This is a genomic window from Shewanella sp. 125m-1 (genome assembly GCF_052977065.1).
The window spans coordinates 82,401-95,003 of sequence record NZ_JBRILT010000013.1 but is presented as its reverse complement, the minus strand read 5'-3'; the positions used below and the strand labels follow the sequence as shown (position 1 = coordinate 95,003).

The following is a 12,603-nucleotide window of genomic DNA, read 5'->3' as shown; positions in this document are numbered from 1 at the left end:
AAAACACTCGGATTTTGCCATCTTATAAAGATCGGTCAACCGATCAATAAACTGCTAAATGATCGGCATTACTCTAAATAGAGGCCTTTTTTAATGATTTCTTTAGCCTGCGCTATCATTGCTAATAGAGGTAACTACTTTTGCGCAGCTTTAAGCTGTTTAAGCCACACATCAAATTCAGCATCCATATCTGTTCCCCAACCCGCCAGCAATGCCTGGTAACGTGGGTAGTCACCTTTTCGAGTAAAGCCAAGCATGGTATCAACCTTATCTTTATGGTTCTCAATCATAAAGCGCACAGCTAAGTAACCCCAGCGATAAACTCTATCGGTGCCGCCATTTTGCTCGTAGCTTGTATTGAAGATCTCACTCAGGGTGTAGCTTTGTTCACTGCCAATTAAAGCCAGGGCTTTAGGGTTGTTATCACCAAGGGATATATACTCAGCGACACCTTCGCTCCACCAAACCGTGTGTGGGTAAAGCGGCGCAGGCTTAGGGCAATACTCTGGGCCACTGTGGGAGTCATGTAGTGAGAGGCAAAAATCGCCGTAGAGATTAAAACGACCATCGAGGTAATGCACATATTCATGTGCTAGATTCCAGACTTGGCCTTTTTTCTCATAGGCAACAAATTCAGCTTGGTTATCGCTCTTCCAAGGCAAGCCTTCTAAGTACATGCCACCGTTGTCGCTAGGCACGTCGAAGTGGTTAGTGACATGATCAACATAATCTTCCCTTGAGTGATAGACATTGGCACGCATGCTGTGATTGTTGTCATCGGCAACAGGTTTGTTTTGTGTGCCAAATAGTTTATGGAAGTTAGTTTCCTGTCTTACTAACAATTCGCACGCAGAGCTGATCTGATCTTTTGTTAAGGCTTGCGAGCGAATAACGATAGTATCACTACAGGCATGGTTTTGGTTTAACACGCTCTCTAGGCTAGCGTTTTCATCAGCTTGAACGACTGTAGGAAGTAGTGACATAAAAGCAAGGACGGGTAAGGCATGTTTATTTTTCATTGAGGCTTTCTCTGATTTATAGTTTTGCATACAATATTCACAAGTGTTTCATTTAGCTCTATTGATGTCAAACTGGGCTTTAATTCACATCAAATAGCGTTAAAATGCAATCAAATAATCAGTTACTTAAAAAGGATATGCCGTGTTAAAGCAATGGGATAATAATCATGATTACCACTCGTTTGCGAATACCGAACAGGTCAGAGTTAAGCATTTGTCGCTCTTACTCGATGTGGATTTTGATACTAAGCAATTAGCAGGGCAGGTCGAATTACAGCTAGATTACATTGACAAACAGACAAGCGAGCTATGGTTAGATACCCGTGATCTAACCATCGAAGGGATTTACTCTGACTCTCAACAAGCATTAGCATTTACCCTGGATAAGCAAGATGAGATCTTAGGGCAACGACTTAATATTCAACTTTCAGCAAGTGTAGCGAGTGTGGTTATCCATTACCGTACATCGCCGGGGGCGCAAGGCCTACAATGGTTAACGCCGCAACAAACCAGTGGCAAGACCTTACCGTTTTTATTTAGTCAGTCGCAACCCATTAACGCCCGTAGTTGGATCCCTTTGCAAGATACACCCAAAGCGAGAATCACCTTTGATGCGGTAATTAATGCGCCAAAAGGCATGCGAGCGGTGATGAGTGCAATGAATGATGCTAATGCGCCATTAACGGGGCAATTTAGTTTTACCATGGAAAAAGCGATGCCTACCCACCTGCTCGCTATTGCAGTTGGTGACTTAGCGTTTGGTGAATTAGGCCCTAGAACAGGTGTGTATGCTGAGCCTGAAGTGGTTGGCGCTGCGGTAGCAGAGTTTGAAGACACGGAAAGTATGGTAGAGATTGCAGAGTCGCTGCTCGGGCCGTATCCGTGGGGTCGCTATGACATGATAGTGTTGCCGCCTAGCTTTCCATTTGGTGGCATGGAGAACCCTAGGCTGGCCTTTATGACCCCGACCTTGATTGCGGGTGATAAGAGTCTAGTCTCGACAGTTGCTCATGAGCTGGCGCATTCTTGGACCGGAAACCTTGTGAGTAATGCGACGTGGCGTGATCTTTGGTTAAATGAAGGCTTTACCACTTATTTTACTAATCGTATTGTTGAAGAGGTTTATGGTAAAGAGCTCGCTGAGCTTGAAGTGGTACTCGAAAATGGTCGTCTGCAAGAGGCGATTTCTACGACAGCAATAAAAGCGCAGACACTACCTGCAAATATGCAGCAGCAAGATCCTAATGAAGCTTTTAATCGATTTACCTACGATAAAGCCTCGATGTTTGTTCATGATCTTGAAAAGCGTCTTGGGCGAACAGCGTTTGATGCATTTTTATATGATTACGTGCAAGCCTTTGCATTTGAAGCGATCACTACCGAAACCTTTGTTGAGTATGCTAAGCAAACGTTGTTAAAAACTCACGCCGATAAGATCAGTGAAGCTGAGATGATGGAGTGGATTTATGGTGAAGGCATGCCAAGCTGGTTTGTTGAGCCAAAATCAACCAGCTTAGATAAGGTGACCATGGCGCTACGTGCCTTTGATGATGGCGCTAGTGCCTCTAGCCTGATGACTGAGGGCTGGCGCGTGCATCATTGGCAGTACTTCTTAACCAACTTACCGCAGCAATTGTCCCATGACGCCTTGGCCGATTTAGATAATACCTTTGGTCTAACACAGACAACCAATGCAGAGATCGCCTGTGATTGGTTTAGAGTCGCTATTCGTAACCGCTATGAGCAGGTGCTCGATGCGGTGAGCGCATACCTTATCAAAATTGGTCGAGGCAAGTTTGTGAAACCACTTTACGCAGAGCTCATTAAGGCTGGGTTTGAGAGTCAAGTACAGCAAATATATGCTAAAGCACGAGATGGCTATCACCCTTCGATTGCGGTGATGTTAGATCAACTACTGAAACGTAAGTAAAAAAGCAAAAAAAATGGCAACCTAATCAGGTTGCCATAACAATATCTAAGTAGAAATAAACAGCTCTTGCGCTAGCTAACCGTTTATTTCCGAGGGCAAACCTAATTGGAATGCCAAGGGAATGATGATGAACAATGAAACTAAGGTTAAACCAATATCTAAAGTCTTAAAGACTTAAATATTCACTTAACGAGAATCGGTTCATATAGTCAGAGTCGATAAATCTGAGTTAGTTCCCCATAAGTTGCAATTTATCTGCATTTATTTTCCACCATCGAAATATTATTCACATAAGCTACTAATTTAAAAGGATAATTGAAACTCCGATTTCAAGCGCTAATTTAAAATTAAAAGCTAGATAGTGATTGACGTGATTGACGTGATTGAAGCTAATAGTTTGGTGTTAATTCTACTCAATCGTTTCAGCGGCTAGTGTTAAAGGCGAAGACTAATCAGGTTTTTCTGTGACTGTTTTCAATGACGGTATTGCGAGGATTAACTTGCAGTGTTAGGCCATGACCGGCATATTACTCTGCGAACCTATTGAACAAATATATCCCCAAAAGGCATTAAGAAAAGGCGTTAAGAAAAAAGTATTTTGAAAAAGGGATTAAAACAGAGTGACTATAAAGAGATGCATTATTAGAAAAGAGATTCACTTTTAGAGGCTAGAGGCACTTTATGGCGTTGAGTACTCGGGTTTCACCCAAGTTGCAGGCAAAAAAATGGCAACCTAAACAGGTTGCCATAACAATATCTAAGTAGAAATAAACAGCTTATGCGCTAGCTAACCGTTTATCTCCGAGGGCAAACCTAATCGGAATGCCAAGGGAATGATGATGAACAATGAAACTAAGGTTAAACCAACATCTAAATCCTTGAAGACTTAAATATTCACTTAACGAGAATCGGTTCATATAATCAGAGTCGATAAATCTGAGTTAGTTCCTCATAAGTTGCAATTTGTCTGAATTTATTTTCCCGCGCGCGCATAATTTTTAATTAAATCGCTGATTTTATGATGTTAATTAAAGATAAGGATTAGGTGCCGATTGAGCTTACTCAATCGTTTTAGCGGCTATTGTCAAAGACTTTTTAAAGGTAAATGTTAAAGACTAAGACTCATCAGGTTTTCTTTGTGACGGTTTTCAATGACGGTGTTGTGGGGAATAACTAGCAGTGCTAAGCCATGAGATAGATTATTCTTAAGAGAAGGATTATGCACTGAGGCGCTGATAAGCGGCTAGAGTAGTCGATCGCTTTCCTATACTGATTGGTATGATTGCGGGGTGGATTTCTTCAAGTTGCAGATAAAAAAATGGCAACCTAAGCAGGTTGCCATAACAATATCTAAGTAGAAATAAACAACTTATGCGCTAGCTAACCGTTTATCTCCAAGGGCAAACCTAATGGGAATGCCAAGGGAATGATGATGAACAATGAAACTAAGGTTAAGCCAACATCTAAAGCCTCAAGACTTAAATATTCACTTAACGAGAATCGGTTCATATAGTCAGAGTGTGAAATTTTAGATTAGTTCAGTTGGGTTTCAAATATTTTCAAAAATATTTTCAAAACAGCCAATGACGAGCAAAAAAAAGGGCAACCCAAGGGGTTGCCTGATTGATCTACATTGAGATCAAGGGGGCTGCGCTAGAAGCCCCAGGGAGAATGATGAACATGAAAAACTCAATGCTCAAAAAGTTAGAGGCGAGTATTTCGCTAAAGTTCAAAAAATAACGTGTAATATTTAATCTTTTTTTAAGATTATTCTAAGCTGCTAATTTTAAGAGCTAATTTTAAGAGCTAATTTTAAGAGCTACAGTAGTTTTAAAATATCAGCTTCAATCGCCATCGGTTTAGTGGTTGGTGCGAAGCGTTGGGTTACTTTGCCCTGTTTATCGACTAGAAATTTAGTGAAGTTCCATTTTACTCTTTCAGAGCCGAGTAAGCCTTTAGCGGAATGCTTTAAATACGCATAGAGAGGTGACGTGTTAGTGCCATTGACTTCAATTTTTTCAAATAGTGGAAACGTCACGCCAAAATTTAATTCACAAAATGAGCTAATGGTTTGGCTATCCCCTTTCTCTTGCTCACCAAACTGGTTGCAGGGAAACCCGAGTATGACAAGCCCCTGCGATTGAAGTTTCTGGTACAAAGCCTCAAGCTCTCTATATTGAGGGGTAAAACCGCACTCGCTGGCAGTATTGACGATCAAGACGACTTTGTCTTTAAAGTCCGCCAGTGAAACCGTTTTCCCCTGAATATCCTTAACTGCAAAATCATAAATTGAACTTGTCATCATTTTCTCCTTGTGTCGTTAGTCATACTCTATCGACATTTTTTACTTTTGTGCAATGAGTTTGATGGAAGATGAACAACTCGCTGCTGATTGTTACCCTTGAAGTAAGCAATAAAATGAGAGTGAAAGGGCGCTATGAGCGCCCTTTATCGTGGTTATTTAATCGCTGTACTAAAGTGGGACTTAAGGTGTTACAGGGGCAAATGACTCGGGAAAGTTGCGTTCCGTCGTTTCGCCAGCGGTCACAGTGACAGCTTGCTCTGCTGAGTCAATAAAGAATGGCAGGCTACCATCATCAGGTTCACGCACATTAGACTCTTCTGGATCATCGTTTTGTGCTAGGCAGGTGTACCCAAGACTATAGGTATCGGCGACCACAAAGCCAAATTCGTATTCATAACCAGTGACATTATCGCTGCCATCTAGGATAGGGTTAACTCTCGCTGATGTGATGGGGGCGACCTGAGTTAAAATATTTGGACCGGTTCTAAAATCTGCCATCTGATCCAGCTCTGTTTCACTTGGGTACAGGTATACCGCAGGGCTAAACACTGAGCCTCCAGCGCTAGTTTCACAGTTGGTCATGGTTTGTTGGCTGATCTGACCTTGAATAGCACCAACCTCAGATGCATTAACGAGCTGCACTGAAGTGGGTTTTAGTGTCCAATATTCTTTATTGCCATGTGGCGCTTGAAGGCCTTTAGCGAGGTTGAACTCAGCCACAAAGTTATTGTTACCCGCTGCGATAGTAAATGATTTATTGAAGAAGAGGCGACCCGTGTTTTCTTCCTCGGCGCCAATACCGCCACAAGAACCATTACTGTTGGTGACTAAGCCTTCAATGTCACCACCAACAAACTCACCATTTTCATTTTCAGTTGCGCCACTAAGTACGTAGGAACTGTCATCGCTAGAGATGGTGTTATTCTCCATGTAAATACACATCTGGTATTCACCTACAGGAACGGACTGGCCACTGACTAGAGTTTCAACGGCTTGCCCCTGAAAACTTAACAGATCGACGTGCTGTAGCCCGTCATCATCCGTGGAAACATCGAATTAGATCGCACCGTCACTGTTTTTTAACACAACTTGCTTAAAAGCCACGTTAACAATGTTTGCGTCTGCTGGATTGTCTGACACCCCAAGGCTAAATATGCCTTGATCTGGCACTGGGTTGCTAGCGTCACCGTCGGAGCCACAAGCTGATAATATCAAGCCCATGGTGATAGCCATTGCGAGAGGGGATAATGTTAACTGTTTCATCTGTACTCCAAAGCATTTATTTCTAATAACTTAGTATAGTTGTTGCCTAATATTATCGCGTTTTTTAAATTCAACTAGACTTGTTTCAATCCTAAGCTGGTAAAGGCTTTGAGGATGAATAATCGATAAAGCGGGGCTTAAATTATCACATTAAGAAAACGAGATTAGCCTTTTTCAGTAAAAGATTTCTGTAGTGCTAGCGCTTTCGCTAACATAAAGAATTAACAGGCAAAATTAACATTTCTTGATTTGTTACATCTGGATGCGGATGTGTTACTTAAGTTTTGCTTGTTGCCTATTGGTTTGATTTGTGTTGACGCTCATTTAAAAGCAAGGTTTCAGACAAGGTTTATATAAAAAAGCGCTAATCCTTTGTGTATGCTTGCCGAAAGTTTACAAGTTTCGGGATCATAAATGACAGCTAAAACCTTAATGGCAACACTTTTACTGAGTGCTTTGTCTATCAATGCCTATGCGACAGACTTTACCTTTGGGCTTAATGACGACATGTTGTCGACCGAGCTGAAGTTTAATGTCAATAAAGATGTTAATGCATCTGTTGAATATATCTATGCTGATACGGGCGGGCAAATGTTGTCTGGTGCGATGCATATTGAACATGACGCTGGGATCCACCAATTTGAGTTAGGCGCCAAGTTTTCTCAAGTGTGGTCGAAGCGCAGCAGTAATGGCAATTTTGTCGGGATAGGCGGGCGTTATGCCATGCACCTAGGCTCAAATGTGTCTCTTCATGGTTCGGGCTACTATTCTCCTTCGGTATTATCATTTGGCGATATCGATGGATCCTGGCAGTTAGATGGTAAGGTGCAATATGCACTTAACCCTGCGTTAGCCCTATTTGCGGGTTATAGAAATATTCGTCTGCAGTATGATAATGCATCAAATTCGACGCTAGATTCGGGCTTCTATATTGGAGCAAAAGCATCGTTCTAAAGAACGGCTTACTCTCGATTTTATGAGATGTTAACCCTGCTTAGGCTGGCCATGAGCGAGCCTAAGCGATTCTAATATAAATCAATACCATACCAATACCATACCAATACCATATCAATACCATATCAAGACTGCCTCAAGACCAGAGCAGATAAACTTCTTACTTTCCTATTGCGCATCGGGCCAATTTCATTTGTATCAATCAGTTATGCTTTTTTGGAGCTAGAGTTTTCCTCGTTATAACTTACTCCATTCTTGGCTGCACAAAGCTGTGCATTCAAACCGCGTATGCCTCTTTGTGAGCAGCGCTCAAAACTTCAACCTTAAGTGAAATAGGCGAGCGTGAGCCAGTTAATTGAATTGCTGCTTATTTGTTGTTTATGTAAACTGTTGTCACACTTTGTTGCTTAAGTGCGAGTTAACGCATCCTTCGACCGATATAAAACTGATAGGTTACTTGGTTAATGCCAATAAAAATATTAATGCGACTTCTGCTGTTACTGTCAGTATTTGGATTGAGTGATGTGAGTTATGCTCAGCAAGAAGCCATGCTCGAACAGACCATAATTTTTAGTGCCGAAGCAGAAGATGAAGCGCCACAAGATTTTGAGCAGACTATCTCTTGGTTGGAAACAAAAAAAACACTCGGTAGCGTATCTCTTAATGGTGGTGACTACTGGATGGTGGCAGGTGTTATGGTTAACAGCTATGACACGCACTGGGTGGTTAATGTCAAAAATTCTATTATTGAGTCCGTCGATTATTGGTTAATCGGCGAGGACGGCTCAACTCAATATTTCAGCAGTGGTTATTATGCCCCTTACGAGTTCTTGTTTGATTACGCAAGAAGCGTAGAGATGAACATAGGTGTTAATTACTGGTTGGTTGCTCGAGTCAATAGTCGTTACTTCTCATCTCAGCCGAAACTGCAAGTTCAACAATACCAAGAACATAAGCACCAGTCAGATCTCTATGCCTTGTTTATTATTCTTTGTTTAGGTGGATTACTGTTTATTGCGCTATATAACGGGATCATTTTTGTGTCTATTCGTGATAAAGCATTTCTTTATTATGCTTGTTACGTTTTATGTTATTTGGTTGGCTGGGCGCTCACTTTTCATCTACCTGCACACCTGTTTGATTTTCATGGCTTGGAGTTACACCACCTGTTTTTTATTAGCTTACCAATATTTAATATATTATTTTACATACACTTTTTGCAGCTTGCTGAGTTGTCACCGAAACTATGGCGTCTAAGCTTAGGGCTAATGTGGTTATGTATTATAGCCCTGCCAACGAGTATATACCTGGTCTCTTATACGGCGATAATCGCTTCAGTATTGATCATGTTATGGATAGGGTTGGCGATGGTTTGTGGTAATGTCTGTCTATTAAAAGGGTTTCCCCCAGCGCGATATTTCTTGTTAGCCTTTACTTGTTTGCTGTTACCGGCAGTACTTATCTTGCCGGGAAATATGGGGCTGACACCTGATTTTTTTGATAACGCAGAACTGGCTACTTTAGTGGGAGGTACTGCCGATGCGTTGTTATTATCATTTGCGTTAGCCTATAAAATTCGTCTGCTGTCCGAAGAGAAAGAGCGCCACATCGAAACATTAGAAGTCGCTAGGAAAAATGCCCGCACCGATAAGCTCACAGGATTACCGAATCGTTTTGCATTTGATGAAGGTATGCAGAGGGGGATCCCTTTTGGTGCTCAAGCATCGAATCAATTATGTTTGGTTTTAGTGTCGTTAGAGGGGGTGACGCTACTCACTCGAAAGCTGGGTCATAATGAGGTCGATAAGGTTATTTGTGGTGTGGCTGATTATCTCCGTCAGGCTTATGACGACACCGACACCGACACCGACACCGACACCGACAGTAAGTTAATCGATACCTATCGCATAGCAGACAATAGTTTCGTTATTGTGTGTGAGGCTGAGTTGTTGCAAAAGATACAGCAGCGAGTTTCACGGATCCAATCTGGTTATTTAATCGAACATTATAGTGATATGAGTATCCATCTTGGTGTTAGCTTAAATACGGATGTGAATGATAGCAGTCAATGGCTAAGGCAAGCTGAGCAGCGTTTATACAAAGATCAAAGTGTTAAGCGCCGAGAACGTTATGCACAAAGCTTAAGTCAAATATAGGCTGAGTGTTACGCCTTACAATTAGACGTTTACAGCTCTTAATCAATCGTTAGAGAGAAAGAGCCTGTAAACTTAGTTTTAGTTGGCTTCTTTAAACTAATTCATTGCCGTTATAAGGTGAAAACTCAGTATCATTATCAACGCGTTTAGAGTTGTTTCTCTGTTCTCGTCGACGCTGCTTTTTACGCTTACTCTTGCTGATTTCATCTAAATCTGGACCAAAATCATCATCCCAGTCATTGTCTTGAACAAAATCGTATGTATTTCTCATGCTCTAAATTCCAGTCTTAATTAACCTTGTTTTAAGCGGGCTGTGATTATGGCAAGCCAGCCTAGTTTCTGTTTGATTTTAGCGAATTAAAGTGACAAGTAAATGACGAAATACAGGTGAGAATATTGCTCGAAAAAAAACGCCATACAAGAGATGGCGTTTTTATTGAAACATCTGGATTGAAAATGTCTTTGAAGGCAAAGAGCCCCGCTAACGACGGTTATCGTTTGGACATTTTTGCAACGAACATGCCGTCAGTGTCGGCCTCTTGAGGCCAGATAGTCAGCATGTTGACTTGCTCACCGGTGAATGGGTGAGTCAATGTTTGTAATTCAAACTCAGGGTTAGATTGCAAAAAGGCATTGACCACTTGCTCGTTTTCAATCGGCGAGAGCGAGCAGGTTGCATACACGAGTTGTCCTTGCGGCTTAACGGCCTTAGCACTGCGACTTAATATATCTAATTGCAGGGTGTGCTTATCTGTCACCACGCTTGCATCATCGAGCCAACGCATATCTGGGTTACGTCGCCATGTGCCTGTGCAGCTGCAAGGCGCGTCGACTAAGACACCATCGAAAGACTCGGCTTGTACTGGCAGTGCTTCACTCTTCCACGGAGCAATACTTATAGCGTTAAAACCTGCACGTTTAGCACGTTTGGTTAATTCCTCTAACGGCTTTCGACGAATATCTGATGAGACGATGCTACCGCGAGCCTCATGGTCCTGCTTAAGCATTAATGAGCGTAGTTGTAGTGACTTGCCACCGGCACCGCTACAGGTATCCCACCACTTTTCATCAGCTTTAGGGTTACAAATTCGGCCAATGACTTGTGAACCTAGATCTTGGATCTCTAGTTCACCGCGTTGATAGGCGCCAATAGCATTGAGGTTAATGCTCTTATGTCCAAGGCTTACTGCATCATCAAAGTATTCACTGGCGATAGCGGTAACGTCATCGGTAGCAAGTGACTCGATAAGTTGCTGTTGGGTTAGTGTTTGCGCGCGAGCCCAAATTGGCGGGCGAGTGCACATAGCCTCTACAATTGCGAGTTGTTTTGTGGGATCAGTTTGAGCGACTTGCCAAAACCATTGAGGTAATAGTTGTTGCTCATTAATGCTGTCATCATTGAGCTGCTGTCTTACTCGTTGGCACTTTTCACCGATACTTGGGAACAATTGCTCTGTGGCACTTAAGTTAAATTGCTCTGACTGATTGGCAAATTCACGCCAGGCATCGCTAAACTGAGTCCATTTATGAGCCTCTAACTCCGCCACTATTGCTAAGCAGGCAAACCAGCTAGGATCTTGTTGCTCGCTAGTGTGGATCTGCTTGAGCCAACCCCACCATCGAAACAGTGCGAATAGGCTTTCTCGAATGACACGTCTATCTTTAGAACCGTGTTTCTTGTTGGTTCTGAAGTACTCTCCAACAATGCGGTCGGCGGGCAGTTTTTCATGCATCACACTTAAAAAGAGCTGATGTATGGTATTGCTATAGCTTAACGCTCGTTTTTGCGCCGGAGATTGTGCTTGGAAAGCATCTTGAGGAGATGATGACGGTTCTATCATTAGAGTGTGCCTGAAGTAGCCTGTATTGGGCTGGAAATAAAAACTGGCGCAATTGTAGCAGAGATTGTTGCTGAGTGTAGAGGCGCTTAATAGAAACGCCTCATGGTATTTGCTAATGAACTGAGAAAGTAGCTAATAGTAACAGACTCAACCCGGTGCGACTTGAATGTGTGACGAGCCACCGCTATCGATACTGAGGTTATTGACTCTAATGATTCGCTTATTCGTTTAGTAATCTAAATCTAATGCGAAGCACAAATAGCGCATCAACTGCTGACAAGAGACAAACTCACTCGCACATTGTTCAACAAAGTCAGGTGCGCACACTTGCTCGATAGTTAGCGGCTTTATTGCGATAAAATCTTTTCGCTTTAGCTCATCAAGCAAAGGATGATTTTTATCATAACCTTTCGGTGGTCGAATAAGTTGGCTGCCTTGCATTTCAAAGTCATAGTGAGTGAATTCCCGCAGTGCTTTTTTGTAGCCGTTGGGGTTTTCATCAATGCAACTGCGAATAGCGTTTAGGGCTGGTGATTGTGGCTGCCAAATTCCAGCCCCGATAAAACAGCTATCGTTGGCTAGATGAAGGTATAAACCGGGGGCATGCACATCTTTGGCTTGAAAATGCCTAAACTGGATGCCGACATTGGTTTTGTAGGGGGTTTTATCTTTACTAAAACGACTGTCTCGTTGCGGTCGCATCATGCTGCCACCCACCTTTTTCGGGACTGCGGTTAATCTGGGTGAAAGTGCGAGTATATGTGGCTGCATCATTTCGATAAATGTTAGCGCAGGTGTACGTACATTATCCTCATAGCGAGCTTGATTCGCCTTAAACCATTCTCGATCGTTATTGACTGAAAGCTCGTTTAAAAAATCAAAACACTCAGGAGTAAATACGCTCATTCGAAAACACAACCTTGGTTGATGGGGGAAAGATGAAGCTGTTAAATAATACCAGTCAGAATAAATACTAACTTAGTCAATGTACTTGTTGCTACTCATTCAAGGGCGATAGCTGTTAAAATGTGGCTGATTAAATCTGGCCTGTACTTGATCTCAAGCCTTGGGCCTAGCGACATGGCATATTGCCTGTCATAGCTCAATCATTAAATCGGTCATCTATAAAGAACAA

The 12,603-nt window shown here is 42.3% G+C and carries 8 protein-coding genes and 1 pseudogene; 3 read left to right on the top strand and 6 right to left on the bottom strand.

Annotation, left to right across the window (positions count from 1 at the left end):
- Positions 1 to 134 precede the first annotated feature (134 nt).
- Complete coding sequence (locus ACVBIK_RS08410) at positions 135 to 1,019, bottom strand: collagenase (RefSeq protein WP_447160031.1); 885 nt, start codon at positions 1,017 to 1,019, stop codon at positions 135 to 137.
- A gap of 142 nt (positions 1,020 to 1,161) precedes the next feature.
- Between ACVBIK_RS08410 and ACVBIK_RS08405 the strand changes: the two genes are divergently transcribed.
- Positions 1,162 to 2,949 carry a M1 family metallopeptidase gene (locus tag ACVBIK_RS08405; RefSeq protein ID WP_447169463.1) on the top strand — a complete coding sequence of 596 codons (1,788 nt, stop codon included), beginning with the start codon at positions 1,162 to 1,164 and terminating at the stop codon, positions 2,947 to 2,949.
- A 1,819-nt stretch (positions 2,950 to 4,768) separates the two neighbouring features.
- On the opposite strand, the gene ACVBIK_RS08400 is transcribed toward ACVBIK_RS08405, so the two are convergent.
- Together ACVBIK_RS08400 and ACVBIK_RS08395 are read right to left on the bottom strand one after the other, a co-directional pair.
- On the bottom strand, positions 4,769 to 5,251 hold the full coding sequence (locus tag ACVBIK_RS08400) for a glutathione peroxidase (protein ID WP_447160029.1): 483 nt from the start codon (positions 5,249 to 5,251) through the stop codon (positions 4,769 to 4,771).
- 183 nt (positions 5,252 to 5,434) lie between these two features.
- Positions 5,435 to 6,517: pseudogene (locus ACVBIK_RS08395) on the bottom strand (DUF4382 domain-containing protein).
- A 414-nt stretch (positions 6,518 to 6,931) separates the two neighbouring features.
- Here ACVBIK_RS08395 and ACVBIK_RS08390 point away from each other — a divergent pair.
- Together ACVBIK_RS08390 and ACVBIK_RS08385 are read left to right on the top strand one after the other, a co-directional pair.
- A complete protein-coding gene (locus ACVBIK_RS08390; RefSeq protein WP_447160027.1) occupies positions 6,932 to 7,471 on the top strand; it encodes a YfaZ family outer membrane protein in 540 nt (179 codons plus the stop codon).
- 464 nt (positions 7,472 to 7,935) lie between these two features.
- Positions 7,936 to 9,627, top strand: coding sequence for a sensor domain-containing diguanylate cyclase (locus ACVBIK_RS08385; RefSeq protein WP_447169462.1), 1,692 nt, complete (start codon positions 7,936 to 7,938; stop codon positions 9,625 to 9,627).
- A gap of 91 nt (positions 9,628 to 9,718) precedes the next feature.
- On the opposite strand, the gene ACVBIK_RS08380 is transcribed toward ACVBIK_RS08385, so the two are convergent.
- The 3 genes from ACVBIK_RS08380 to ACVBIK_RS08370 form a co-directional block, all read right to left on the bottom strand.
- Positions 9,719 to 9,898: a hypothetical protein gene (locus tag ACVBIK_RS08380; RefSeq protein ID WP_447163640.1), complete on the bottom strand. Its 180-nt coding sequence runs from the start codon at positions 9,896 to 9,898 to the stop codon at positions 9,719 to 9,721.
- Positions 9,899 to 10,118: 220 nt separating this feature from the next.
- On the bottom strand, positions 10,119 to 11,468 hold the full coding sequence (locus tag ACVBIK_RS08375; RefSeq protein ID WP_447163639.1) for an RsmB/NOP family class I SAM-dependent RNA methyltransferase: 1,350 nt from the start codon (positions 11,466 to 11,468) through the stop codon (positions 10,119 to 10,121).
- Between the two features lie 228 nt (positions 11,469 to 11,696).
- Positions 11,697 to 12,374 (bottom strand): DUF2461 domain-containing protein, encoded by a 678-nt coding sequence (locus ACVBIK_RS08370; RefSeq protein WP_447169461.1) that lies wholly within the window; start codon positions 12,372 to 12,374, stop codon positions 11,697 to 11,699.
- Positions 12,375 to 12,603: the final 229 nt, after the last annotated feature.

Coding starts and splice junctions, on each gene's coding strand:
- ACVBIK_RS08380 (WP_447163640.1), bottom strand. CDS start 9,898: ATGAGAAATACATACGATTTTGTTCAAGACAATGACTGGGATGATGAT.
- ACVBIK_RS08410 (WP_447160031.1), bottom strand. CDS start 1,019: ATGAAAAATAAACATGCCTTACCCGTCCTTGCTTTTATGTCACTACTT.
- ACVBIK_RS08400 (WP_447160029.1), bottom strand. CDS start 5,251: ATGACAAGTTCAATTTATGATTTTGCAGTTAAGGATATTCAGGGGAAA.
- ACVBIK_RS08390 (WP_447160027.1), top strand. CDS start 6,932: ATGACAGCTAAAACCTTAATGGCAACACTTTTACTGAGTGCTTTGTCT.
- ACVBIK_RS08375 (WP_447163639.1), bottom strand. CDS start 11,468: ATGATAGAACCGTCATCATCTCCTCAAGATGCTTTCCAAGCACAATCT.
- ACVBIK_RS08385 (WP_447169462.1), top strand. CDS start 7,936: ATGCCAATAAAAATATTAATGCGACTTCTGCTGTTACTGTCAGTATTT.
- ACVBIK_RS08370 (WP_447169461.1), bottom strand. CDS start 12,374: ATGAGCGTATTTACTCCTGAGTGTTTTGATTTTTTAAACGAGCTTTCA.